16 protein-coding genes, 1 tRNA gene and 1 pseudogene are annotated in these 25,782 nt (G+C 48.9%); 13 read left to right on the forward strand and 5 right to left on the reverse strand.

All coding sequences use genetic code 11. The features are described 5' to 3' along the window. A partial coding sequence (locus tag ACTTHR_RS07165) for a hypothetical protein (RefSeq protein ID WP_442605681.1) occupies nucleotides 1-4,511 on the forward strand: 4,511 nt, incomplete at its 5' end. A gap of 835 nt (nucleotides 4,512-5,346) precedes the next feature. Here the strand turns inward: ACTTHR_RS07165 and ACTTHR_RS07170 are convergent. The 5 genes and pseudogenes from ACTTHR_RS07170 to metG form a co-directional block, all read right to left on the reverse strand. After that, nucleotides 5,347-7,476 (reverse strand): annotated as a pseudogene (locus ACTTHR_RS07170) (S46 family peptidase); the annotation flags it as partial. Nucleotides 7,477-7,495: 19 nt separating this feature from the next. Then, a complete protein-coding gene (locus ACTTHR_RS07175; RefSeq protein WP_424777810.1) occupies nucleotides 7,496-8,926 on the reverse strand; it encodes a DUF389 domain-containing protein in 1,431 nt (476 codons plus the stop codon). A 2-nt stretch (nucleotides 8,927-8,928) separates the two neighbouring features. Continuing rightward, entirely contained in the window at nucleotides 8,929-10,428 is a 1,500-nt protein-coding gene (locus tag ACTTHR_RS07180) for an oligosaccharide flippase family protein (RefSeq protein WP_442605682.1), read from the reverse strand. A gap of 19 nt (nucleotides 10,429-10,447) precedes the next feature. Beyond that, entirely contained in the window at nucleotides 10,448-12,205 is a 1,758-nt protein-coding gene (locus ACTTHR_RS07185; protein ID WP_442605683.1) for a bifunctional metallophosphatase/5'-nucleotidase, read from the reverse strand. A 50-nt stretch (nucleotides 12,206-12,255) separates the two neighbouring features. Further along, the gene (metG, locus tag ACTTHR_RS07190) at nucleotides 12,256-14,313 is read right to left on the reverse strand and encodes a methionine--tRNA ligase (protein ID WP_442605684.1); all 2,058 of its coding nucleotides are present in this window, start codon (nucleotides 14,311-14,313) and stop codon (nucleotides 12,256-12,258) included. A gap of 452 nt (nucleotides 14,314-14,765) precedes the next feature. Here metG and ACTTHR_RS07195 point away from each other — a divergent pair. The 12 genes from ACTTHR_RS07195 to mraY all read left to right on the forward strand — a co-directional run bounded on the left by ACTTHR_RS07195 (nucleotide 14,766) and on the right by mraY (nucleotide 25,694). Beyond that, a tRNA-Gly gene (locus ACTTHR_RS07195) sits at nucleotides 14,766-14,841 on the forward strand. A gap of 164 nt (nucleotides 14,842-15,005) precedes the next feature. After that, entirely contained in the window at nucleotides 15,006-16,001 is a 996-nt protein-coding gene (gene trpS / locus ACTTHR_RS07200) for a tryptophan--tRNA ligase (protein WP_442605685.1), read from the forward strand. A gap of 25 nt (nucleotides 16,002-16,026) precedes the next feature. Next, on the forward strand, nucleotides 16,027-16,446 hold the full coding sequence (locus ACTTHR_RS07205) for a DUF3127 domain-containing protein (RefSeq protein WP_004333644.1): 420 nt from the start codon (nucleotides 16,027-16,029) through the stop codon (nucleotides 16,444-16,446). A 148-nt stretch (nucleotides 16,447-16,594) separates the two neighbouring features. Further along, the gene (locus ACTTHR_RS07210) at nucleotides 16,595-17,071 is read left to right on the forward strand and encodes a 23S rRNA (pseudouridine(1915)-N(3))-methyltransferase RlmH (protein ID WP_442605686.1); all 477 of its coding nucleotides are present in this window, start codon (nucleotides 16,595-16,597) and stop codon (nucleotides 17,069-17,071) included. A 31-nt stretch (nucleotides 17,072-17,102) separates the two neighbouring features. Beyond that, nucleotides 17,103-17,435, forward strand: a complete 333-nt coding sequence (locus tag ACTTHR_RS07215; RefSeq protein ID WP_315599247.1) for a PAS domain-containing protein — start codon at nucleotides 17,103-17,105, stop codon at nucleotides 17,433-17,435. Between the two features lie 21 nt (nucleotides 17,436-17,456). Then, nucleotides 17,457-17,708 carry a hypothetical protein gene (locus ACTTHR_RS07220; RefSeq protein ID WP_281677524.1) on the forward strand — a complete coding sequence of 84 codons (252 nt, stop codon included), beginning with the start codon at nucleotides 17,457-17,459 and terminating at the stop codon, nucleotides 17,706-17,708. A 37-nt stretch (nucleotides 17,709-17,745) separates the two neighbouring features. Beyond that, the gene (locus tag ACTTHR_RS07225) at nucleotides 17,746-18,753 is read left to right on the forward strand and encodes a type I phosphomannose isomerase catalytic subunit (protein ID WP_442605687.1); all 1,008 of its coding nucleotides are present in this window, start codon (nucleotides 17,746-17,748) and stop codon (nucleotides 18,751-18,753) included. Between the two features lie 12 nt (nucleotides 18,754-18,765). Further along, a complete protein-coding gene (locus ACTTHR_RS07230; RefSeq protein WP_442605688.1) occupies nucleotides 18,766-19,659 on the forward strand; it encodes a mechanosensitive ion channel family protein in 894 nt (297 codons plus the stop codon). 95 nt (nucleotides 19,660-19,754) lie between these two features. Beyond that, nucleotides 19,755-20,432, forward strand: a complete 678-nt coding sequence (locus tag ACTTHR_RS07235) for a hypothetical protein (RefSeq protein ID WP_442605689.1) — start codon at nucleotides 19,755-19,757, stop codon at nucleotides 20,430-20,432. A gap of 22 nt (nucleotides 20,433-20,454) precedes the next feature. Then, nucleotides 20,455-22,806 (forward strand): penicillin-binding protein, encoded by a 2,352-nt coding sequence (locus tag ACTTHR_RS07240; RefSeq protein ID WP_442605690.1) that lies wholly within the window; start codon nucleotides 20,455-20,457, stop codon nucleotides 22,804-22,806. Nucleotides 22,807-22,863: 57 nt separating this feature from the next. Further along, nucleotides 22,864-24,414 carry a UDP-N-acetylmuramoyl-L-alanyl-D-glutamate--2,6-diaminopimelate ligase gene (locus tag ACTTHR_RS07245; RefSeq protein WP_442605691.1) on the forward strand — a complete coding sequence of 517 codons (1,551 nt, stop codon included), beginning with the start codon at nucleotides 22,864-22,866 and terminating at the stop codon, nucleotides 24,412-24,414. A 17-nt stretch (nucleotides 24,415-24,431) separates the two neighbouring features. After that, nucleotides 24,432-25,694 (forward strand): phospho-N-acetylmuramoyl-pentapeptide-transferase, encoded by a 1,263-nt coding sequence (mraY, locus tag ACTTHR_RS07250; RefSeq protein ID WP_314941839.1) that lies wholly within the window; start codon nucleotides 24,432-24,434, stop codon nucleotides 25,692-25,694. The last annotated feature ends 88 nt before the right edge of the window (nucleotides 25,695-25,782 follow it).

The raw sequence follows: 25,782 nt of genomic DNA on the forward strand, positions 1-25,782 counted from the left end.
TGTCGGCCTCTTTGGGGCTATTCTCCATTCTCTGCATTCTTTCGAGCTTGCCGCTCCGTGCACAACAAGCTTCGGATATTAAAATCGTACCTAAAGTTACGCATGCTACTTGCGAGAGTAACGGCGAGATTACATGTACGGTAACTTCCACTAATACGCTTTACACAATACAGAGTTGCGTATATACCTACGAGAATGAAGAAACACATAGTCTCGTAACGAGTCAAAATACCACGCAACCCATCGTAACAGGGCTACCTGCGGGGAGTTACACTCTTAAAGTAGAAGTGCTTTTTACTAATGGGAATAAAGTAGTGGTGAGTCATCCGGGGATCAAAGTGATCTCAAGCTATCGCATGCCCGCAATTTCCATTAAAGAAGAGCGACCTACTCTTAAAGACTATTCTTCTCCTACGGGAATGATAGGTTTGCGAGCTGTTAACGGGAGTGCAAAGCATTATACTGCGAAGCTTCTTAAAACTCCTAGTGGTTATACTGGTTACACACAGTTTACTTATCCCGCGACTAGCTCTTGGATGTATTTTTACGATCTTCCTGCCGGAGAATATCAAGTACAGCTATCAGACGAGTGTATCTCTTATCCCGCTGTGGAGATCAAGGTGACAACTACGGCTACAAGCTTCTATCCCAATATTGCGGATAACGACCTTATCCCTATACGAGACCATTGTGGATGGTATCGAGTTTGGAATCCGACCAATAGTAATTTCCCTTATTACTCTTCGATAGATACCATTGCCAAGTATTACGACTTCACATTTGCGACAAAGGCCGATTTAGATGCCAATAATTCTCTTACTTGGTATGATATCAGAACAATCCCTAGGACGCTAGATGGTTCTAACGTTGTCGCTTTTATAGCAGGATCTTATCCCTTGTGCTTCAAGGTCCCCGAGGGTAGCTCCTGGTATAAGATGGCTAGAGGAGATAGTAGAAATAAGCTTTGGTTTGCTTATCGTCTGAAGAATACGAATCAGATGCAAGCTTATGCCTTAGATTATTTTAGAAATGATGCTTGGGTTACTCATCTCATTGACGAGTCTGCAGGGCCTTGCGTTGACTATAAGCGCAAGCTCTATTTAAATGATTATTATCAATATGATTTTTGTCCTCCCATAAAAGTGACAGTTACAGAGAAAGACCATCCTAATGTAATCCTCGAGACGATAACCCTTGCTCTTGAAAACAAGAATAGCAATACTGCAATAGAACTACAAACAACTTTTTCTCGCGGGAAAGACTATGTCTTCACCTACGAAGATGGTAATGGAGATAAGATCAAATACAATATTCCATCCTTACTTCCAGAGACCTATATTTACACACAGACCTCTGAGAATTATTGTGAAGGGACTCGGATGAATAGGGTCTATATCCAGGCAATCGTACGAACAGGAACCACTACACAGACTATTGCATTAGATGGCTATACAATCACTCTGAAAAAGGCTCCGGATAGTTATACGCCGCCCTTTATACACTCCTTGCGAGTTGGAGTTCCTTTTGAGGTTCCCGAGGGCTTTGGGAAAAATTTCTTTTGGCCTTTTGCATCCGAAAATCCTACCCATCAGGCATTCCCTCATAGAAGCACTCAGTACATTCTTCTACCGGCGGGAGAATATCTCTTCGACATAAAGGATCCTTGTGGGCGTACAAAAGAACTTAAGATTACCCTTGTCAGTACAGTCGATAAGTATTCTGCAGGCCCGAAGACACTGAAGCCTAAGGTTGCTATTAAAGAGTGTGGCCGCATACGTATCTATCCATTTGCAGGGGGGCATACGGACATTCTTCTTAAAAATGGAGTTTCGTATGATACCCCCCTAGTTAAGATCACAAAGTACCCCAGCGGATTAAATTCAAGCGATGTACGTGTATTTAATGGTTCTTCTTACGTAAAGTCTGACTATCTACAAGCACCTGTTAGTACGAGCACGGTCAAGCCTGAGGATATTTATTTTGACATGCCTTTGGCCCAGGGAGAGCTAACTTTTAAAGTTTCTTGGCATCAATATTATACTAGTGAGACCTGTCTCCCCACATCTGTAGTCGACCTTAACAATGCGAATCTTTCGTATAATCGAGATACTTATGTGGGGTATAAGTGTCCATCGGGTACGTATGCTTTCTTCAATATTGAGCCTCTTAACTATGTAGGGCATCTAGATGTAGAGATTCGCCCGCTTAGTGGAGGTGCCCCTGTAGCCTCTTTGCAAGATGTAGACCTCGCAGCTTCTGGAGGGACTATTGCCATCGAATTAAAGCCAACTACTCCTATTACTGAGGATAACTATTTACTCTACCTCAAAGACCGTAAGTGTCTTAATGATAATAAGAATGGCACGCCCATCTCTCTCTATGACTTGAGTTCGACGAGTGTTGTACGTACTACACGTCTCAAGACAAAGTATTGCGAAGGGGAGCCTATTACGCTCGAAGCTATCTCTTTGGGAGGCTTAGTTGTCTATACATGGCATTTGCCAGATGGTTCTACTCTTACAGGGCGTGTAGCCGAGATTGCTCATAGTGAAGCAACAAAGCACTCAGGACACTACAGACTCGAGGCTACTAATGTGATTTGTGAGGGAGCACCCACTACCATTACCATAGACTTTGATCTCTCGGTTGCTCCTCCCGTTCTTTGGTGGGCATCTGATGCTGCCAATGGTAATTGGTATGATAAAAACAATTGGAGGAACGTCAATGGTGTTACTGTTAATGCCATCCCTGCCGCCTGTACTACGGTACATATTCCTTCCGAAGTTGATAACTATTATCCCAACCTAGATCCTGCAATTTCGGTACAAGGTACCTATGGAGCAGCAGAGTGTAACGATGTCTACTTTCACTATGGAAGTCAGCTCGGGCGTCCTCAATTACTTCGCTATAGCCACGCCTATGTGGATTACAACTTTGGGAAGGTGCAACCTGATGGCTCGCTTACACATCATGCCGAAGCTCACTTCCCCCGAAGCGATAAGCGTTTAATGGCTCGTGACCGCTGGTACATGCTAGCCACTCCGCTCAAGAATATCCTCTCAGGCGACTTTGGCTTGGCAGGTTATCCTATGACCTTCCAGCGTCACTTCAAGTCCGGGCTCTCCGATCCTTCCGGTCTTACTGAGGGCTCTTTTGAGAAGCCTGTGAATACGTTGAAGGAAAACATGGATGCATTTAACCATGCTATTGCCCTCAAGGTGGCAGGTTATAATACAAGTAAGGTGGGGTATAAGGACCACAAGAACCTTAATGGGCTCAATGGGATTATCCGAATTCCTTACTATCTCAATAGAAACGTGGATGCTCATTATCCCCTCCACAAATACATTGATGCATCCAGCACTTCAGTATTCCGCTACTACTATATGGCTACTCTTGCGCCTATGGGTAGGGTAGATAGTTATGTTCGTAACCCGGAGGAGGATTTCCGCTTTGTTTTCGAGACGAGTAGCAATAAGGCAATCGGGGCAATCACGGTGGCAGGTTCCTCTGTAGAGGGATATGCCTTCCAACTTACGGGTGATACCTATTCTGAGCTGCGCATGGTGGGCAATCCCTTTATGAGTGCGATCGACTTCGATAAGCTGGTAGAGGTGAATACTACCCTCATCGAGCCCTACTACTACATCTTTACGGATAATACGTGGAAGGCTTATTACAAGGGAGTTACTTCTCCGGCTAGCACCTTGCAGAAAGAGATCCTTCCGCTTCAAGCCGTTGTGATCAAGAAAAAAGCAACCGGAGCTCTTCTCTTCCCGACTGAGGGCGATAAGAATGTACTCCTCGCTCCTAATAAGGATTGGACTCTAAAAAGCCTCACGACGAACTCAAGCGACCCCGTGCGCAGGGTATCCGTAGTGGCAACGAATAGTGCAGGACAGGGTGGAGAATCTATTTTGCTCCCCGACACGGAGCTATCACCGGCACCGGCACTCTTCTATCCGACCATTGACGAAGTGCCTACGGTTTACTTTGTGGATACCGAAGTAGGTACCCCCAACATAATCCAATCGGGAGCTTCTCTCAGTGTTGTACCTATGGGGGTACATAGCTCACTGATGGGCACTATCGAATTAGACTTCTCCTCTATCACGAGCAACCTATTTACCCGCGTCTCTCTCTACGACCGCGCCACGCGTCGTGAGCATGACCTCATCGCGGATCCGCATTACACCTATCAGAATGGTGCAAACGAAGGTACTCGCTTCGAGCTTCGCATGGAGTACCCCGGGGTGAAGTCGGTAACCTCTCCTCATACAGCAGGCGATCTACTTCGCGTTATCCCCGGTGAGGAAGGCTATCGAGTAGAGAGTGCCGTAAGCGTACAGGGCTATACTCTGTATGGAGTAGATGGGAAACAGCTTACGATGGACGAAGGGGTAAATGCTCTAGGGTTCGTTGTAGATCGTGTTCATTGTCAGTCTGTAACGCTACTCAGAGTGCATTTGGCTGATGGCTCTACTCTCACACGTAAGCTCCCGGCTCTCTAAGGTTAGAAACACCTAAACCCATATATACTTTCACCACTACCTTCACAAGAAAGGACGACGTGGTGAAGGAAAGCCCCCTAGGCGGGCGTTGGGAACAAAAAAGGGGTGATAGGCAATGCCTATCACCCCTTATCTTTAATCGTCTCGCCCTCAGGCTATGAGAGTAAGATGATTATTTCTTAGCCACTTTCTTTGCAGCAGCTTCCTTATTCTTTTCGCAACAAGCCTTACCAGACTTAGCGCAATCTTTGTCACCGGTACAAGGCTTACCATCCTTCATCTTAGAGCAGCTATTTGTGCTCTTTGCAGCAGCTGCCTTATTCTTTTCGCAAGAAGCCTTACCAGACTTAGCGCAATCTTTGTCACCGGCACAAGGCTTAGCATCCTTCATCGTAGAGCAGCTATTTTCCTTCTTTGCAGCGGCTGCCTTACCCGTAGCACAACAGGGCTTGCCCGTTTTAGCGCAATCTTTGTCGGCAGTGCAAGGCTTACCATCCTTCATCGTAGAGCAGCAATTCGCTTTCTTTTCAGCGGCTGCCTTACCTGTAGCACAACAGGGCTTACCCGTTTTAGCGCAATCTTTGTCGGCAGTGCAAGGCTTACCATCCTTCATCGTAGAGCAGCAATTCGCTTTCTTTTCAGCGGACTTTTGACCGGTAGCACAAGCTTTTTCAGTTTTGCAGGCCTTGCCATCTTTCACTGCAGTGGTGCAAGCAGCCGACTTTTCAGCACTCTTCTTTTCCTTGCTGCACTCCTCTTTCTTAGCACAAGTCTGAGCCTTCTTGTGGGAACAATTGCCGCCCTTATCCGCAGGCATTAGATCGCGTTGTGCACCCTTTACGAGGTTGAGTTCCTTGATAAGGTGAGGCATCTTAGCCCACTTATCGATCATAAAGAGTACATAGCGAATATCTACGCTAATGGTACGTTGTAGGTCGGGTTCGAACTCAATGTCCCCACTCATAGCTTCCCAGTTACCGTCGAAAGCAAGACCGATCAACTCGCCATTGCCATTGAAGACGGGGCTACCAGAGTTACCACCGGTAATGTCGTTGTCTGAGAGGAAGCAGAGACGGAGGTGATCACCAACGCCATACTGACCAAAGTCTTTGCTACGGAGGAGAGAGAGGATCTCGGGTTGTACGGCAAATTCGCTACTTGTAGGATCTTGCTTCTCAAATACCCCTTGTTCCGTTGTATAGTAATTGTACCAAGCACCATCTTTGGGAGCATACCCCTTGATAGAGCCGTAGCTCATACGCATGGTAAAGTTCGCATCAGAAGGCATCTGACGGTTAGGATCCATAATGCGAGAGGCAGCGAAGTATTCACGCTTACCCTTCTCGATATTCAGCATCATCTCCTCAGCTTTGCCTTGTGCCTGCATAATGGCAGGGAGTACGCTATTGAAAAGAGCAACAGCGGGGTCGTTATCCAAGATCTTTTTCTGCTTGTCGGCAGGGAGGTTGAGGAAGTCTTTTACCTTATCAGCATAGGGTACGATACTCTTCTCGAATACGTACTGAGCATACTTTTCTGTGCTACCCTTGAACTTCTTATCGATGAACTTGAAGATATCGGGCTGACAATCTGCACTTACACGCTGACGTACAATGTCGAGCATGGCGGGGAGTACCTTCACATCGAGAGAGGGGAGATAGTCTTTGTAAAGCTCTTCGAGACGGCCCTTATACTTAGGCATGTCTGCTGCTTGGATACGGCCTACAGAATTCACATCACGAGCCAAACGAACAATCTCCGTTCCGCCCCAAAGTGTTTCGTATAGGTAGTTGATGTCTTTGGAGATAGCAGCACTCTTAGCATAATCAGCCTTAAGACCGGGAAGGATATGGCCATAGGTGCTTTGCGAATTGTTCTTGGCAATCCATGCTTCGAAAGCCTTTTCTTCGGCACGCTTGCGGTTTACTACGTCAAGGTTCTTCAGCCCACGATTCATCCCAATAGAGTTCTTCCAGTAGTTGGAGCTTTGGGCATATTTGCTAGCGTACTTGATGCGTGTTGCTTGGTCGGCTTCCATGGCTTCTTTCCAGATAGCTTGCTTGATGCCACGCACCTCAATACGGGGAGAGTTTTCGTTATTTACTACATCTTCTACCCCCCAAGAAGTGAGATAACGGTTTGTGCTTCCGGGGAAGCCGATAGTCATAGCATAGTCACCTTCACGATAGCCATTGAGGGAAACCGGTGCATACGAAATAGGCTTGTAGGGCTTGTTGTTTTGGCTGTAAAGTGCAGGATTGTTGTTGGCATCAGCATACACACGGAAGACGCTAAAGTCGCCCGTATGGCGTGTCCACATCCAGTTGTCGGTATCACCACCGAACTTGCCCACAGAGCTGGGAGGAGCCATTACAAGACGCACGTCTTGGAATACATTGTACACAACCACATAGTACTTGTTGCCTGCATAGTAAGGTGTTACCTCACCCACTACAGTAGAGCCCTTGGTGTACTCTGCATTGATTTTGTGGCTCAACTCTTCGATGATCTGCATACGCTCCATTTCGCTCTTAGCTCCTTTTACGGCAGCTTCGATACGAGGAGTTACATCCACAATCTCGCGGAGATAGCGAACGCTAAGCCCCGGGATAGGGAGTTCTTCAGCATGATTATTAGAGCGGAAACCATCACGGAGGTAGTCATGATCTACCGTACTTTGGCTCTGGATAGCACCAAAACCACAGTGGTGGTTGGTGAAGATAAGACCTTCGTTAGATACCGTAATACCTGTACAGCCCCCACCAAATATCACGACAGCACTTGCCACACTGGGCTGACCAAGGCTATAGAGCTGCTCGGGAGACAACTTAAAGCCCAGCTCCTTCATGCGTTCGTAGTTCTGCTGATTGAGCTCATTGAGTAGCCACATCCCCTTGTCTGCCATCGCCGTTGTGCCGATGCCACAGAGAAGAGCTACTGAGAGTAGAATTCTTTTTAGCTTCATGAGAATTTATTATTAACGATTATTTCTTTCGACTTTCTATGATTAGATCGATGGATTTGGCCTTAGTACGAGCCGAGAGCCATGCAATCATCTTTTGCTGCTCAGCTCCGGAGAGGACGCTACCCATGCGAGGACGTATTACCACATTGAGCGTACTATCAACCGAGTTTTTCGTCTGAACCGGAACCACCAAAAAGGCCTTTTCCACGCCGGGGAAGAGCGACTTCATCTCCTCTACTACCGAGCCTTCAAGCTCATCATAGTAGTCCCTTCTTGCAATAATTTGCTTGAGGGAGTCGATCTCCTGCCGCTGCCGCTGTATAATGGCATCACTATTTTCGTAGAGGTCTTTGAGTACGGTACTCCTCAACTCTCCTAGGTCTGTTTTATCTTCAAAGCCCTGATGGATCAGAAGCTGAGTGCCTGCAAGTCCGTAATCCTTGAGGCGACCTTGCAAACTATCTATCTCAGAATTCTCTAGGGGTTGCCCCAAAAGGACAACATCTAGCACCCTCACCCCATCCTGCGTTCCGAGGTTATACTTAACCACTTGTGTGCTCGTGAGTGAAAGCTCTTTCTCCACAAACGACTTGGCATTGCGCGTAAAAATGCTATCTCGCACCAAGCCAACGCTCAAATACAACGAAGGGAGAATGGTACAAATGGCAATAGTAATGAGGATGCGATGCACCTTGCGTCCACGCTCCTTATCAAGGAAAACTTTTTTGGGGAAACGCAAAAGTCGCACCATGAGATAGGTAGCCAATGCGATAAAAACAGAGTTGATGAGGAACAGGTAAAAAGCCCCAAAGAAGAAGTGCCACTGCCATGTGGCAATACCATATCCGGCGGTACAGAGCGGAGGCATAAGAGCCGTAGCAATAGCCACTCCTGGGAGCACTTGCCCTTTGCTTTTGGTACTTGCCGCAATCATCCCTGCCGCACCACCAAAGAAGGCGATAAGCACATCATAGATATTGGGTTGGGTACGTCCTAGGAGCTCGCTCCCCGAGTCGGTAATAGGAGTCAGGATAAAATAAATAGTGGCAGTAAGTACACTAAAGAGGGTCGTTAGACCTAGGTTGCGAAGAGACTTCTTGAGCAACTCAAAGTCGTAGATACCAAGAGCTGTACCAAAGCCAATGATCGGCCCCATAAGGGGCGATATAAGCATCGCACCAATGATCACCGCCGTGGAGTTGGTATTCAACCCAAGAGAGGCAACAAAAATGGCACAAATGAGAATCCAAAGCTTCGTACCCCGGAAGTCCACGTCCGCACGCACCATTTCTAGGGTGTTGAAGTCGTCTTCCTTATCGGAGCGGAAGTCAAAAAGATTAGCAAGATACTCTCGTATCTCTTCTCTCCTATCTTTGGGAGCCTCCGGAGTCTTATCGGGGAAAATTTCGTCGAGATCTTCGTCGTCTCGCCCTTTGGGTTCATTAGTCATAATTATCTCCTAATCCGTTGTAAGATAGCCCTAAGGGGCACATCCTTTTTGATAACGATAAAAAGAAAAGCTCCCACTACTGCTATATTCACAGCCCACATGAGCCACGGCATCACAGGGGCTATATAGCGATGGTTCAGGGCAACGATAGCTACTGCAATACCTGCTATTATAAAATAGAATAGAGCATTTTTTAGTTCATATTCTACCTTATAATATTTCTGTCCGAGCAAATAACATACAACAGCCATCACTGTATTACTGATGGCACTTGCCCAAGCACAAGCCATATAGCTATAGCGAGGTACCCCCCAACAGATGATGACAATGGTAAAGAGGCACCCCAAAGAGGAGATTAGAGCCCCCCACCAAGTTTTGTCTACGAGCTTATACCAGAGCGAGAGGTTGAAGTAAACCCCCATCATCAGTTCGCCCCACATGGCCAGAGGCACTACCTTCAAGCCCTCCCGATAGTCGGCACCCACGAGATACTGCAAGACCTCCATCCCCGCCATTACGCCCACAAAAACGAATAGGCTACAGATGAGGAAGTATTTCATAGCCAAGGCGTACGAGCGTCGTCTCTCAGCCTCATCTCCCTCTCTTTTGTTGAAGACGAAGGGTTCGTATGCGTAGCGAAAGGCCTGTGTAAACATCACCATGACCATAGCAATCTTGAAGCAAGCGCTATAGATTCCGAGCTGTGCCTCAGCCTCCACGCGGTCAGTAAGAATAATCGGGAAGAGTATTTTGTCTGCCATTTGATTGAAGATCCCGGCAATTCCCAAGAGGAGAAGAGGCAACGAATAGGCAAGCATCCGACGGAGCAGGGGTGATGAAAAATGCCATCCTGCGGGCAATATATACGGCAGCAGCATCAAAAAGATAACGCCATTTCCGATGAGATTGGAAACAAATATGTACCCAACGCCAAACTCGGGGTCATAAAACCAAGAGATCAACTCGGGAGCGACTCTCCAAATCCAAGGGCAAACCAAGAAAAAGAAGAGGTTAAGCCCAATGGAAAGAACGATAAAAGTCAGTTTTATGGTAGCAAAACGCCAAGGGCGATTCTTGTAACGAAGGTAGGCAAAGGGGATTGCCATAAAGGCATCTGTGGCGATAATAAAGATGAGCATTGCCACCAAGTCGCTCCGATTGGCATACCCCAATAGCGAACTAATCGGGGCTAAAAAGAGAAGGGACAAGAGGGCAAAGAGCGAGGAGGTAGTCCCCAGCGAGATAAGGGTTGTAGAGTAGACCTGCTGAGGATTGGGCTCCTTATTTACAAATCGGAAAAAGCCGGTCTCCATACCATAGGTAAGGATAGCCATAAGAAGAGCCGTCCAGGCGTAGAGGTTGGTTTGCACACCAAACTCTCCTGTGGAGACCAAAACACGGGTATAGAGCGGGGTTAAAGCCCAGTTGAGGAAGCGCCCCAAAATACTGGACAAACCATATACGGCAGTGTCTTTTACCAGACCTTTTAGTGCATTAGCCACAGCGCAATGGAAAAAAAAATTACTGCTTACCGAAGAGGAATTGCCGATCTGCAACGATGGCACTCTCAGCCCAATAATCCGGAACAAAGTGCCAATTAGGACGAGCAGCAAGAGGAGGAAGAACTGAGCCTCTGGAGCGTAAAATATCGATCATATAGGTACGCACCTCTTTTATCGTAGACCAGAGAATGCGATCTGCCAGCTGATCCTTGGGGATACCTGCCCCTTTTGTAAGCAAGCCGCCTCCGCCATTCCCTCTATAACTATTGAGAGCGACTGTGTAAATATCATCCAAAAGGAAAGGCTCTCCCGACGACATCTTCTCTATTTTGACGCGCTGACCTGCGGGCTTACTCACGTCCACTGTATAGTCAATCCCCGCAGCACTACTAAAATTGAACGTGGGGTATTTTGTTTTGAATCGGGAAGAAGAATCCGCATTTTCCTCCAATAGAAGGATATGGTCACTTGCCGACTTCATTTGATTCACCCAGTGGCTATAAGAATACTCCAGATAATCTTTGATCTCCTGCCCCGATAACTTCATCACATAGAGGTAGTTTTCATAAGGGTAGAAAGCAAACATCCGCCCCATCGTTAGTTCCCCTCGCGGAAGCGTTTGGGTAACAGAGAGGGGAGCTGCAAAGGAGATCTTTGCCCCTGTAATGGTGAGTTGAATATCATGTATCAAGGCAAGGTAATCCGAAAAGCCAAACAGAGCATCCTCCGTGCGGATCGCCGTAAGGAGGTTGACAACAGGCTGCTTAACGAAGTGCTCAAGAGCTGTAGCATCGGGAGCAAACTGCTTCATAAACTCCTCATCCGGGTCGTAGGCATCCAGCTCCGTAAAGCGAGCTTCGACCCTCTTACTGACCACCTTGCCATCCTTCTTGTGCAACGTAATGGAGACATCACTCACCCTATCGAGATGATTAGCAGGGTTGATGATGAAAATAGAATCACCCTTGGGGTTTACACGCTGCTCGGCGTGCTGCTGGTGATCGTGCCCATAGAGTATGAGATCGATACCTGCAACGGAATCCGCAAGAGCAGTAGCAAAGTTTTCATTGCTCTCCCCCTCTTTATCCACGCGCCCCGCATGTAGCAAGGCAATGACCACATCGGGGTTTTCCTTTTTTTGGATAATTGGGAGCCAATGGCGCGCCGTCTCTAGCCCATCGGCAAAGTACATCCCTTCGTAAAGCTCACTAGGGAGCCATTGAGGGATAGCCGGAGTGGTAAGCCCTAGGATGGCAATACGTACTCCACTACGCTCTACCATTGTATAGGGCGTAAAGTAGGTTGCCTCAGGATTTTTGGGGTCTCGTAAAATATTGGCAGACAAGAGAGGACATGTAGTCTCCTTTACAAAGCGGTCGTACACGCGGTGCCCCGTCTCTACATCGTGGTTGCCCACAGCCATCGCGTCGTACTGCAAGTAGTCGAGCATACGAGCCGCAACGTGCTTTGTTGTGGTGTCTACATAATTGTAGTAATAGGTAATAGGCTCTCCCTGCAATAGGTCTCCCCCATCCAATAGGATAGGCTGCTCTCCCTCAGCTCGCAAGGCTCCCACATAAGAAGCAAGACGAGCCATAGAGCCGGTCGTGGGGCATTCCTTCACATAGTCGAAAGGCAAGAAATTGCCATGCACATCCGTAGTATGCAAGATGTGTAACGTTATCGTCTCCTCCCCTTTGGGGCTACAAGCCACAAGAGAAAGGAGCAAAACTCCCAAAGAGACGAGACGTGCAATATATCTGTTTGACAGCTGCATAAAAGAATAAAAGCTTAAACTTGGAGAGACAACTTAGAGCCGAGTAGTGCTTACCCCAAGCGACTACCCGGAGCAATATCATCGCTCACAATCATTACTTGGAGGCGTTCTGTCTTATAATCCACAGCCGAGAGGATCATCCCCTGCGACTCAATCCCCATGAGCTTACGTGGGGGGAAGTTGGCAATGAAAACAAGGTTCTTACCCATCAACTCTTCGGGTTCGTAATATTTGGCAATGCCCGAAACAATGGTACGCCCTTCGAGTCCATCGTCTAAGCGGAAGCGGAGCAATTTGTCGCTCTTAGGCACCTTAACGCACTCCAAAACACGTCCGACACGAAGGTCCATCTTCATAAAATCGTCGAAGGTTGTGTTCTCGGCAATGGGTTCAGCCTTACGCTTGGCCTCATCATTGGCAGCCTTGGCGGCAGCAAGTTTCTGCATCTGGGCATCAATAGCGGCATCCTCTATCTTCTCGAATAGGAGGAAAGGCTCGGCCAGCTGATGCCCGGGCGCGAGCAAATCGGCACGCCCCAAACTGCTCCAATCGAAGGGAACAACACGAAGCAAATCGAGCAAACGACGGGTACTAAAGGGGAGGAAAGGCGCAAAAGCAATAGACAGATTCGCCGAGATCTGGAGGGCAACATGCAAAATAGTAGCCACCCTCGAGAGATCCGTTTTTGCCACCTTCCAAGGCTCGGTATCGGCAAGATATTTATTCCCAATACGTGCAATCTGCATCGCATCACGCAGAGCATCGCGGAAGTGGAACTCATCAAGATGACGCTCAAGGTGCGGCACCAAATCGGCCACCTCCTGCAAAGTTGCTTGGTCATACTCTGTAAGCGTTCCCATCTCGGGCACTTTCCCCTCAAAATACTTGTGGGTAAGCACAACGGCACGGTTCACAAAGTTGCCATAGATGGCTACCAATTCATTGTTGTTACGGGCTTGGAAGTCTCGCCAAGTGAAGTCATTATCTTTTGTCTCGGGCGCATTAGCCGTAAGCACATAGCGCAAAACATCCTCTTTGCCGGGGAACTCTTGCAAATACTCGTGCAGCCAAACTGCCCAATTCCGACTCGTGGAAATCTTGTCCCCTTCGAGGTTCAAGAATTCGTTAGCCGGCACATTGTCGGGGAGAATGTAGCTCCCCTCAGCCTTAAGCATGGCAGGGAAGACGATGCAATGGAAAACGATATTATCCTTACCAATGAAGTGGATAAGGCGAGTTTCCGAGTCTTTCCACCACGTCTCCCACGTCTCGGGAAGAAGCTCTTTTGTATTGCTAATGTAACCGATGGGGGCGTCAAACCAAACGTACAGCACCTTACCTTCGGCTCCCTCCACGGGAACGGGGATTCCCCAATCAAGGTCTCGGCTCACCGCGCGTGGCTGCAACCCCATATCAATCCAGCTCTTACACTGACCATATACATTGCTCTTCCACTCTTTGTGTCCATCGAGTATCCACTCACGAAGCCAATCTTCGTAGCGATCCAAAGGCAGGTACCAATGGGTCGTCTCTCTCAGCTCGGGCTTTGCTCCACTGATGGTACTTTGGGGATCGATGAGGTCAGTCGCGTTAAGAGATGTACCGCAAGACTCACATTGATCTCCATAGGCACCGGGTTTGTGACAATGGGGGCAAGTTCCCACGATATAGCGGTCGGCCAAAAAGGCTTCTGCCTTAGGATCGTAGTACTGCTCACTCGTACGCTCTATAAATTTATGGTTATCGTAGAGAGTGCGGAAGAACTGAGATGCCGTTTCGGCGTGCACACGACTAGAGGTGCGAGAGTAGATATCGAAATCGATACCGAACTGCTCAAACGACTCCTTGATGAGCGTGTGATAGCGATCTACCACCTGCTGAGGTGTGATGCCCTCGGCTTTGGCTTTGAGAGAGATGGGCACTCCGTGCTCATCAGACCCCCCAATAAACAACACCTCCTCTCCTCGCATTCGTTTGTAGCGCACGTAGATGTCCGCAGGAACATACACACCGGCAAGGTGACCTATATGCACAGGTCCATTGGCATAAGGGAGCGCAGTTGTAACAAGGGTACGCTTAAATCTCTTTGTAGAAGGGTCGTTAGTCATCTCTATCTTCAGTTGTACGTTGTAGTATATCTCGTGCAAAAATAGTAATAACTCGCCATATTGCCGATACTCCACAGGCAGCCCGACCAAAAGGCAGTCCTTGGGAAAAATCGACAGCCTCCCCCATGGGGGCAAAAACGTTGCCCGAAAATAAAAAATCCACAGGGCAAAAAATTTTTGACTTCTAGCCTAAAATCAAAAATTTCTCAGCCAAAAACGGAAGTACTTTTTAGCTGTGTTTTTTTGCTTTTTCACCTGAAGGATTTTCCAAACCATCTAGCAGGCTACAAAGGCTTCCCTCGAAGGACTTCTGAAATAGTCCGCTACCGAATGGGAACACAACCTCTTTTAAACCGAGATATCTTGCTCAAAATTTGGTCAGAAGAATTTATTTGCATTACCTTTGCAGCAGCAATACGGAGAGCATCACGACTTTTGACGGTCTCCTACCTGCGGAAATAGCTCAGTTGGTAGAGCATAACCTTGCCAAGGTTAGGGTCGCGAGTTCGAGTCTCGTTTTCCGCTCCAAATAAAAGTTGTTATATAGTTGTTTAGTGAGCCCCCCTCAAGAGAGCAGATCTTTTGAGGGTGTTTTGTATTCAGGTCTCTCCAAAAAGGGAAAAAGAAAACATTGTACAACGCACCTAATTTTGCTACCTTTGCACGAGATTGTAGAATAATACATACTAATAATGGAACGAGTAGTAAGTGGTATTAGACCCACGGGGAACCTCCACCTGGGGAATTACTTTGGGGCTGTGCGAGGGTTCTTGGAGATGCAGCATGAGTACGATTGTTTTTTCTTCATCGCAGACTGGCACTCTCTTACTACCCATCCCCACCCTGGAGACATCGTACGCGGTGCCAATACGATACTTGCCGAATACCTCGCTTGTGGGCTCGATCCCAACAAAGTAACCATCTACCGGCAGAGTGATGTACCCGAGGTACTCGAGTTGTATCTCTACCTCAACATGAATGCCTACCTAGGGGAACTAGAACGCACCACCTCCTTCAAAGACAAGGCGCGCCAGCAACCCAACAACGTAAATGCAGGGCTACTCACCTACCCCTCTTTGATGGCGGCCGACATCCTTATCCACAAGGCCGTCAAGGTGCCCGTAGGCAAAGACCAGGAGCAAAACATGGAAATGGCGCGTCGGTTTGCACGCCGTTTTAATACGATATACCAGACCGAATACTTTACCGAACCGGCCTCCTGGCACTTTGGAGATAAGGCGATAAAAATACCCGGGCTCGATGGATCCGGCAAGATGGGCAAGAGCGAAGGAAACGCCATCTACCTCATCGACGACGAAAAGGCCCTTACCAAAAAAGTGAAACGTGCCGTAACAGACGGCGGACCCACGGAGCCTAATAGCACAATGCCGGAGCCTATTGCCAATCTGTTTACGCTACTCAAAATCGCCTCGTCCGAAGAGACCTATCAGCACTATCTTACCGCCTACAACGATTGCTCTATCCGTTATGGCGACCTCAAAGCTCAGCTCGCTGCGGATCTCGTTGCCCTCACAACTCCCATCCGCGAACGCATCCTAGAGCTAAGTAGCGACCAAGAGTTCCTTAATAAAGTGGCTCGTGAGGGAGCAGAACGTGCTCGAGAAAGTGCCCGTAAGACACTCGAAGAAGTACGCCATATCATTGGCTTCATGCCCACAATTCGCTAAAATTCATACAAATAGGATACAGAATATGGATCTAAAAATTCAAGGTCGCATTATAGCCGTCCTCCCCGAAGTTTCAGGGATAAGCAAGGCTGGCAATCAGTGGAAAAAGCAAGAATATGTATTGGAAACCTTCGACCAATACCCCAAAAAGATCTGCTTCAATGCCTTTGGTAATAAGGTGGACGAGTTTGCCATCCAAGAGGGAGAAACCCTTACCGTCTCCGTAGACATTGAGAGCCGTGAGTTCAATGGCCGTTGGTATACAGACATCCGCGCATGGCGCGTAGAGCGTGGTGCAGAGCCATCTATGAACCCCATGGACGGATACAGTGGTGCCCAAGGGATCTCCGGAGGAGCCCCCTCATTCTCTCAGGCACAGCAGGTAGCTCCCCAGACACAGAGCGAGTTTAACGCTCCTGCCGAAGGCGACGATCTTCCTTTCTAACCTCCACGACAAAGGCAGGGAAGGAAAAAAGAAAATGCTTCTCCGGAGGGAGAAGAAAATAGAGACATCACAAAAAGGCAAGCCCTTACTCAGTACGAGATGGGGCATTGCCTCTTTTAGCTTAGAGTATACTAGATAGAGAGAGTATATGCAAGTGCGCCTCCTCGTTGTGGGACCTACAGAAGATCGTCTACTCTCCTCTCTCATTGAGGGGTATTGTGGGCGCATCTCTCATTACATCCCCTTTGAAATAGAGGTAATCCCCAACATATCGGGAGGGCAAACTCGTTATGACCTAGCACGACTCAAACAGCTAGAGGGCGAGCAAATCTTACGACGGATAAAGCCCAGCGACGAGGTGGTTTTACTCGACGAAAAGGGCAAAGAACCCACGAGTCAAGAGCTAGCCACTTTGCTTGAGAAGAAGATGCTCTCCGGCGCCAAGCGTTGGACGTGGGTGGTAGGAGGGCCTTTTGGTTTTTCACAAGAGGTGTACAACGCCATCCCTCAGCGTCTGTCTCTTAGTCGCCTTACCTTCACTCATAATATGATTCGCCTCCTTGCCGTAGAGCAACTCTATCGTGCTCTTACTATACTAAACAACGAACCCTACCACCACAATTAAGACAAAACCCATAGAGAGCCATAGTAGCCTTATGATAGATTTCCTAAAAGAAGCAGACATTGCGATGACCGTATGCGACCGCGAGGGACGCATCATCTACATGAATAACCAAAGCAAAGAGGTAAACCAAAAGCCCGGGACAGACTTGATGGGAAAGAACATTCTTGACTGCCACCCCGAGCCCGCACGTTCTCTGCTCGTGCGTATGATGGAGAACGGCGAGAAGCATGTGTACACCATAGAAAAGAAGGGAAAGAAAAAGCTCATCTATCAAATTCCTTGGTACGAAGAAGGAAAATACATGGGCTTTGTAGAGCTGTCTATGATTATCCCCTTTGAGATGGAACACAAAATACGCGGCTAAACCCTTTTAGCTTTAGGAGTTATGGTCAAGTCATCCTTACCTTCCCAAAAACGCACGCTCCTACTCGTCATAGGATTAGAGTTATGGGTAATAGGGATTGCCCTCTATGCCCTGCTCAAAGAGCGTATTGTCCCCTCTTGGGATTTTTACCTTATCCTCGGAGGTTCACTGCTCCTCCCTATCGTACTTTACTTTGTACTGCGAAAGCGCGATGCCATTAAAGCTAAAAATCGGACTAATGGCGCCAACAATCCGCGCGAAAACAATCCATAAACAGGTGTACGACACCTAAATTTTCCTATTTGATTGGATGAATACTCCTCTCTATCCTCTGCGCTTTGCCCCGATCTTCCGCCCCGTACTGTGGGGTGGTTACCGCATTGCGCCCTACAAAGGCATCCTAAGCGAGCCCAGAGCGATAGGAGAGAGTTGGGAGCTGTCACCCATGGAGGGGCATACTTCTGTGGTACTAGAGGGCCCTTTGGCAGGAGTTTCTCTCACAGAACTGATGCAACAAGCCGGGCGTTCTATCCTAGGAGAAAAGCATTACAGCCGCTACGGCACGCGCTTTCCCCTCCTCATCAAGTTTATTGATGCCCGTGAGGATCTGTCAGTACAGGTGCATCCGTCGGACGCTTTAGCCCCCTCTCTTGGGCTCCCTCACGGGAAAAGCGAAATGTGGTACATTGTAGATGCAACAAAAGGAGCTCGTCTCTCGGCAGGATTTGCCGCCTCTACAACTCAAGAGCAGTACCAACAAGCCATTAAAAGCGGCTGTATTACGGACCTTCTCCGCTATGACCCCATCGCTCGCGGTCATCTCTTTTATATCCCGGCAGGGCGCATTCACACCATCGGGGCAGGCTCTTTTATTTTAGAGGTGCAACAAGCCTTGGACGTAACCTACCGCATCTTCGACTACAATCGTCTAGATAGTGCCGGAGAGAAACGTCCTCTACACCTCAAAGCCGCAGAGAGAGCTCTCGACTTCGATGCCACCCCGCCCTATCGCATTGATTACCACGAGGAGCCTAACCAAGTCAATGTACTGCTAGAAACTCCCTACTTCGTATTCTCCACCCTTCCGCTCACCCAACCCCTATGCTACATGCCTCCCTCGGGAGAGAACGAGTGCGTCGTTTTTGTCGCTCTAGAGGGAAGTGTATCGGTCAGAGACTGCTCCGGCTACGAAGTAGAGCTGCCATGTGGTCACACTCTTTTGTTCCCGGCTTCTTGTCTCCCTGCCCACATTACACCCCGACAAAAAGCGCGTCTTGCTGCCATTACCATTAGTAATACCCCTCCTTCTGACCTCTAAACAACGTTAGATATGCCCGCTATTCCACCCATTATAGACACAACTGCCACAGCGGCTCCTCCCATTACAGAGGTGCTAACTCCCGATAAATTGACAAACATCGACTACGGGGGGCTTCTCTCAGACTGGCTAGAGAAAGCCATCAATTTTGGCGTCCGCGTCCTAATCGCGGTGCTTATATTTTATGTAGGACGCCTCATTGTAAAGTGGCTACTTCGGGTGGCAGATCGTGCCATGGAACGCCGTAAACTAGAAGCTGCTGTACGTGGATTCCTCCATTCTATTCTCAAGGTAATCCTACTCATTGCCGTAGTGGTTGCCGCCATTAATGCCCTAGGGGTAGCCCCCGTATCATTTGCCGCTCTTATGGCTGCTGCCGGAGTTACTATCGGGGCTTCGCTCAGTGGGCAACTGCAAAACCTGGCCGGCGGCGTTATCATATTGATTACGCACCCCTTCCGGGTAGGCGACTACATCTCTACGGGTACAGTAGAAGGGATTGTAAGCCGTGTCGCCATCTTCTTTACCACTCTTACTACAGTGGACAATAAGTCCATCTATATCCCCAATGCCAAAATCACAAGCGACGCCCTCTTCAATTACAGCGAAATGAAACTGAGACGCTGCGAATGGGTGGTGAATGTAGAGTATAACACCGACTACGAACGAGTACGCGCGCTCCTAGAACAAATTGCCATTAACGAAAGACGCATCCTACCCGAGCCGGCCCATCAGGTAGCTCTTAGCAAACTGAGTGCCAGCTCCGTAGATATATTCTTACGAGGGTGGTGCCACACCGAAGAGTATTGGCAGTTGTATTGGGACATCAATCGGGAGATTTATATGGTCTTCAACCGAGAGGGCATTGGCTTTGCGTTCCCTCAGCTACGCGTCCATACATCTTGATCTTTCAAATCTTATTTAGTACCTTTGTCTAGTTATTTTTAGGGGGAATTATAGGGATGGATAGAGACAATCCGAATAGAGATGAGAGTCCAATCATGGGGGATTCTAATGAGACTTCCTATGGAGAAACTAAGTCATCCCCCGAGAGAGCGACTCATTTTCGCGAAAGTTATTTTATAGAAGAGGACGAAGAAGAGGCTCCTGAGCAGTCTTTCTCTCGGGGAGAAGTAGCTCCGGAAGGAAAGGGATCACAAGAGGAGGAGCCGATACTCTCCGCGCCGTCTACTCGAGAGAGCATCGGTGTAGACAGGTCTTCGTCTAAGCCCCAAGAGAAAGTCTCCTCAACCCCAGAAGAGGCACAATCCCAACCCTCATCCACACCCCAACAGAAGAAAAAATCTTCGCAAGGCTCCGTAGCAAGCAACATCGGACGCCTCCTCGGTCGCTCCCTCATGGGTTTCAAAGGCGATCGATTTGTATCCATATTGACAGGTCCCTATCGCTTGGTCTTCGTCACTATATTGTTTAGTCTTATTTTTAATATCACGCTGCACTACATCCTCGCCGGTCAGCTCAAAGAGGAAGAACGGCTCCAAACCGAAATGGACGACTACACAAAGCGGCAGCAATTTATCTCATCGGAGCTTACCCATGCCCTCACTCAAGAAGATCTTCTGGAGAGACTCCGACAGCAGGGCATCACGCTAGCGCCTGCAGACTCTGCCCCCTACATTATATACGTCCCAATCCCCAATGATCTAAGGGAGGAGTAATTTATCTCGATTACCATTGTTTATGGAACAGACTCACCCCAGCGGCAAAGAAAGCACATCTAAGGCCAAACGAGAGCCACGTTCTGTGCAAGAACGGCGGGAGCATCATGCTCAAGAGAAGCGCAAACGCTCCATCATGCGTATTTGGCATACCCTCTTTGTGGTCTTTTCTTTGTTTTCCCTCTTTGCGATCGTTATCAGTGCCACAAAGACGGGCTGTGTAGAGGGAGATAAGTGGGTCGCCGTTAGCAAAACCCTGGATGGGCCTCGCGAGAAAAAGGAGATCGCACTACGAGGCAATATCTATGCCTCCACGGGAGAGCCTCTGCGTGTAACCGTTGCCTACTACAAGATTGATTTAGATTTAAAAGCTGAGGGGCTCAAGAATCTGTATGAGCAATGCGGCGAGCGAAGAGTACTCGACACCCTTGCCGATGCTGTGCTGCGTCACTTCCCCGATATAAAAGCAAAAAAATCGCACAATCAGCTCGTTAACGAATGGAGCCAGAAGATACAGAAGACAAGAAATAGCAAGGCACACCCTATCGTAGACCCCATTGGTCGCCTTATCACCTACTACGAGTACAATGCGTTTTTCACCGATTCGCTTGTAATGTACCGCTACGACAGGAAAGGGAATAAGAAGAGAAGTCCCTACTATCGAGGCTTCAAGTCTCAAAATCGTTACGTACGCGCCTGCCCTTACAACCACTTAGCCGATGCCACAATAGGCTCAATAAACAAAGAAACCGGGATAGGAAAAAGTGGGCTCGAAGCCTATTACGACGATGTGCTCTCGGGAGCTGACGGACGCTCTCAGGTAGCCTATGCCTCACGCAAGGGCACTCGTATCATTACCACAGCCCCCATCCATGGCTGCGACATCTACACTACGATAGATCCGGAGCTGCAGCGTGTGGCCACCAACTCCCTCCGCGAGGTACTGGAGACGAGCAATGCTCTCTACGGCACCGCCATCCTAATGGAGGCATCTACGGGGCGAATTGTTGCCATCAGCAACCTCAAGCGACTAGCCGAAGACCCCACCTACAAAGAGCGCGACAACTCGGCTTGCATCGACTTTGTAGAGCCCGGGAGTACCATCAAGCCGGTAAGTATGATGATTGCCTTAGACAGGGGTATCGTCACTCCGGAGCAAATGGTAGACGTTGGGAACGGAGTTTGGGAATATGGAAAAAGGTTCGTTCGCGACCACAACGCCAATAGAGGAGGGTATGGCACCATTAGTTACGAAGAGGTGATGAAGTACTCTTCGAATGTGGGTATCGCCAAAATGATTGTAGGCGGCTTCCACGACTCGCCCAACGACTTCCGCAAAGCCTTCCTAGACCTTGGTTTCGACGAACTTTGCTGCCAAGAGATCCCCGGAGCACAAAAGAGTGGAATCAAACCAGTAGATACGTGGGACGCAACCACCTTGGCATGGCTCTCCTTTGGCTATGTATCGCGCCACCCACCCATCAACATACTATCATTCTACAACGCCATCGCCAACGGAGGGAAAATGCTGAACCCCTATTTGGTCGATCGTATCGTGGATAAATCGGGAAGAGTAATTTATTCTGCTCAACCCAAAGTGCTGCGCGACTCCATTTGTAGCGACAGAACTATCGAGCAACTACGCCACATGCTCCGCGGTGTAGTCGTAGATGGGACGGGTAAGGCGGTCAATTCTCCTCTTGTCTCCATTAGTGGCAAGACAGGTACAGCCCAAACCCTTAATCCTAAAACACGAACCTACGAGCACTGTGGGCACTATGTTTCTTTTTGTGGATACTTCCCCAGCGACAACCCTCGCTACTCTGTGATATCTACTGTCATGCTGCCTCCCGGAGCGGTCTACTCGGCAGGGCAGCAACCCGGAGCGGTAGTTCGTGCCATTGCCGAGGCGGTAGCCAGTCGTGGGACAGCCCGCAGCGTAACCGAAATGGTACCGAAGCAGGATAAACTCAAGGGGGTACATATCACCTCCGGCAGACTAGGTGCCATCTCCAAATTTGCGGCACAAGAGAAAGCCGACTTAGAGATAGACAAGAAGATACAACACGAGACTCCGGTTTCGGTAGAAGAGATCTCCGAAGGGAAATGGAGGGTACGCGCTCATACCGATGTCCCCAAAAACGTTATGCCCAACCTCGTAGGATTCTCGGTTAGTGAGGCGCTATATCAACTCCAAATCCGCGGAGCAAAAGTGCGACTTATGGGGCAAGGGCACGTAATTGCACAGTCTCGCGCTTATGGGATGCCCCTCCAAAAAGGCGATGTCATCGTGCTCACCTTGGGGTATCGCACAGCTGCCCAGCCAAAGCCTGCAACCCCGGAGCCAGAGGCAGAAACCCCACAAAAACGTTAGAACAAGTCCTCTTGGGTTGTTGTGCCCAAAGGATGATCTTTGCTAAATTATTCCCTCATGAAATCTGATCAACCCCTCAATACCTCCTTACAACCGGCGTCTCTATCCCGTGAGATGCTGCTCGAAGCCGTTGCTTCTTGGCACCTGCCCCAACAGGATTTTGAGGCAGGGACTTCCCCCTCTGTAGAGCATATTACCAACGACTCTCGCAAGGTAACCTCAGGCAGTCTCTTTGTTGCCATCCCGGGCGCAGAGCTGGATGGCTGGCAATTTGTGCCCAAAGCTCTAACGGCAGGGGCCAAATACATTGTAGGGGAGCACGTGCTCTCGCAAGAAGAGAAGACGCTATTCGAGCAAGCGGATGCCTCGTATATTGCAGTTTCTTCGGCACACGAAACTCTTGCCGCCCTAGCTCAAGCCCTATGGCACTACCCGAGCAAACATCTCCGTTTAGTGGGGGTAACGGGGACCAATGGCAAGACCTCCACCGCCACTATGCTCCATCGTCTTTTTGAGCGACTAGGCTACAAATCGGGATTGATCGGCACGGTCGAAAATCGAATAGGGAACGAAATTATCCCAGCTACGCACACAACCCCCGATCCGATAGCCCTAGCCCAGTTGCTCTACCGGATGCAACAAGCCGGGTGTAGCCATGTCTTTATGGAGGTTTCGTCCCACGCGGCGCATCAGCGGCGCATAGGTTCGCTGGAGTTTGTGGGTGGATTGTTCACCAATCTCACTCGTGATCATCTCGATTATCACGGCACAATGCAGGAGTATATACGTGCGAAGAAACTGTTTTTTGACCAACTCTCTCCCAACGCTTTTGCTCTTGTGAATGCGGACGACCGCAACGGCTCTGTAATGTTGCAGAACACCTCCGCCAAGAAGTACACCTACGGACTCAAGAGTTTTGCCGACTTCAAAGCCAAAGTAGTGGAGGGAGACTTCCGAGGCACAGAGCTACTCCTCAACAACCGCTCCGTATGGATTCCCCTTGTAGGGGCGTTTAATGCCTACAACATCACCTTAGTGTATGCCGCAGCACGGCTCCTATTGCCAGATCTCGAGCAAGACGTTTTGCTCCAAGCCCTCAGCACGATTGAAACGGCAGAAGGGCGATTTGAGGTCATCTCCGAGGGGGGGAGAATCGGTATTGTAGACTACGCTCACACCCCCGATGCCCTTATCAAAGTCTTAGAAACCATCCGTCCTTTAGTACCTCAGGGGAGGCGAGTGATCACCGTAGTAGGAGCTGGAGGGAATCGGGACCGAGGGAAACGCCCCATCATGGCTCAGGAGGCATTCCGCAGGAGTGACCTACTGATCCTTACAAGCGATAACCCCAGAGACGAAGACCCTCAAGCCATCATCAACGAAATGATGGCAGGACTAACCCCCGAAGAACAGGCTCAATGCCTTACCAATGTGGATAGACGCAGCGCCATTGCCACCGCTTGCCGTCTTGCCACCCCACGCGATGTAATACTCGTTGCCGGCAAAGGGCACGAAACATATCAAGAGATCCATGGGGTGCGCCATCACTTCGACGACCGCGAGGAACTCCGCCTAGCCCTCCGCAACACACCCCTCCAAGCAAATTAAATACAGCCTCTATTCATATGATTTACTACCTAGCAGATTTAATGCAAGATTGGCAACTCTCAGGAGCGCGCCTACTCCATTATGTCTCCTTTCGAGCCGTACTCGCCTTCGTTTTTTCGCTCCTTATTGCCACACTTGTAGGGAGCAAGATTATCGACAAATTGCGTCAGAAACAAATTGGAGAGACGATCCGGGAGCTAGGGTTGGAGGGGGAGCAATCCAAAAAAAACACACCCACCATGGGGGGAATTATCATAATTATCTCGATACTTATACCTGCCCTCCTATTTGCTCGCCTCGACAATATCTACATTATCTTGATGCTTATCACCACGGTGATGATGGGGCTTCTTGGCTTTATTGACGACTATATCAAAGTATTTAAGCACAACAAAAAAGGACTATCGGGCAAGTACAAACTAGTTTGGCAGGCTCTCTTCGGTCTCGTTTTGGGGCTTGTACTCTACCTTAGCCCCGAGACTTCGATCCGCGAGAATCGGGAGGTACGACACGAAGGCAAGATCACTAATGTGACCTATTCCAACGTAGAAACCAAAAGCACCAAGACCACCATCCCCTTTGTCAAGAACAATAACTTCGACTATGCGGACCTCCTCCCCGTCAAGGCTGAGCACAAAGAGGTTGTCGGATGGATTCTATTTATCGTAGTTGCCACCCTCATCGTGACCTTTATCAGCAACTGCGTTAATCTTACGGATGGGCTGGATGGACTGGCGGCAGGCTCCTCGGCACCGGTGGGGGTTGTACTCCTTATTTTTGCTTACGTATCCAGCCATATCAACATGGCTAGCTACCTCAATATCATGTATATACCGGGGGCGGAAGAGCTGGTGATCTTTGCGGCAGCCTTTGTTGGTGCCACTATTGGGTTCCTTTGGTACAACGCCAATCCGGCACAGGTCTTTATGGGCGATACGGGGAGCCTCACGTTGGGCGGAATCATTGCGGTTTTTGCCATCTTAGTACGCAAAGAGCTCCTCTTGCCCATCCTATGCGGATTGTTCGTTGTAGAGGGGCTTTCTGTGATGATCCAGACGGCGTACTACAAGCACACAAAGCGAAGAGCAGGAGGGCCTGTACGTATCTTTAGGATGGCTCCGCTGCACCATCACTTCCAAAAAGCGGTGCAAAATGTCGATACAAGAGTGCTTATTGATGTACCCAAAAAGCTCGTGAAGGAGAATAAGTTGGTTGTTCGATTTTGGATTATAGCCCTGCTACTTGCCGCTTTCTCTCTGGCGACACTCAAGATGCGCTAAGCTCGGATACTACAATCTTAGCCTTCTAGGCTTTTTCATTGCTACCACACGCCCTTATCTCCTAGTCAATGGGGATAGAGGGCGTTGC

Source organism: Porphyromonas endodontalis (assembly GCF_052173515.1).
In the GTDB taxonomy this organism is placed as follows: Bacteria; Bacteroidota; Bacteroidia; order Bacteroidales; family Porphyromonadaceae; genus Porphyromonas; species Porphyromonas endodontalis_A.

What these genes read in the sequence shown, in the direction of transcription:
- ACTTHR_RS07205 (WP_004333644.1), top strand. Translation starts at nt 16,027, where the DNA reads ATGGATCTAAAAATTCAAGGTCGCATTATAGCCGTCCTCCCCGAAGTT.
- ACTTHR_RS07235 (WP_442605689.1), top strand. Translation starts at nt 19,755, where the DNA reads ATGGGGGATTCTAATGAGACTTCCTATGGAGAAACTAAGTCATCCCCC.
- ACTTHR_RS07215 (WP_315599247.1), top strand. Translation starts at nt 17,103, where the DNA reads ATGATAGATTTCCTAAAAGAAGCAGACATTGCGATGACCGTATGCGAC.
- trpS (WP_442605685.1), top strand. Translation starts at nt 15,006, where the DNA reads ATGGAACGAGTAGTAAGTGGTATTAGACCCACGGGGAACCTCCACCTG.
- metG (WP_442605684.1), bottom strand. Translation starts at nt 14,313, where the DNA reads ATGACTAACGACCCTTCTACAAAGAGATTTAAGCGTACCCTTGTTACA.
- ACTTHR_RS07245 (WP_442605691.1), top strand. Translation starts at nt 22,864, where the DNA reads ATGAAATCTGATCAACCCCTCAATACCTCCTTACAACCGGCGTCTCTA.
- ACTTHR_RS07220 (WP_281677524.1), top strand. Translation starts at nt 17,457, where the DNA reads ATGGTCAAGTCATCCTTACCTTCCCAAAAACGCACGCTCCTACTCGTC.
- ACTTHR_RS07230 (WP_442605688.1), top strand. Translation starts at nt 18,766, where the DNA reads ATGCCCGCTATTCCACCCATTATAGACACAACTGCCACAGCGGCTCCT.
- ACTTHR_RS07210 (WP_442605686.1), top strand. Translation starts at nt 16,595, where the DNA reads ATGCAAGTGCGCCTCCTCGTTGTGGGACCTACAGAAGATCGTCTACTC.
- ACTTHR_RS07175 (WP_424777810.1), bottom strand. Translation starts at nt 8,926, where the DNA reads ATGACTAATGAACCCAAAGGGCGAGACGACGAAGATCTCGACGAAATT.
- ACTTHR_RS07185 (WP_442605683.1), bottom strand. Translation starts at nt 12,205, where the DNA reads ATGCAGCTGTCAAACAGATATATTGCACGTCTCGTCTCTTTGGGAGTT.
- mraY (WP_314941839.1), top strand. Translation starts at nt 24,432, where the DNA reads ATGATTTACTACCTAGCAGATTTAATGCAAGATTGGCAACTCTCAGGA.
- ACTTHR_RS07225 (WP_442605687.1), top strand. Translation starts at nt 17,746, where the DNA reads ATGAATACTCCTCTCTATCCTCTGCGCTTTGCCCCGATCTTCCGCCCC.
- ACTTHR_RS07240 (WP_442605690.1), top strand. Translation starts at nt 20,455, where the DNA reads ATGGAACAGACTCACCCCAGCGGCAAAGAAAGCACATCTAAGGCCAAA.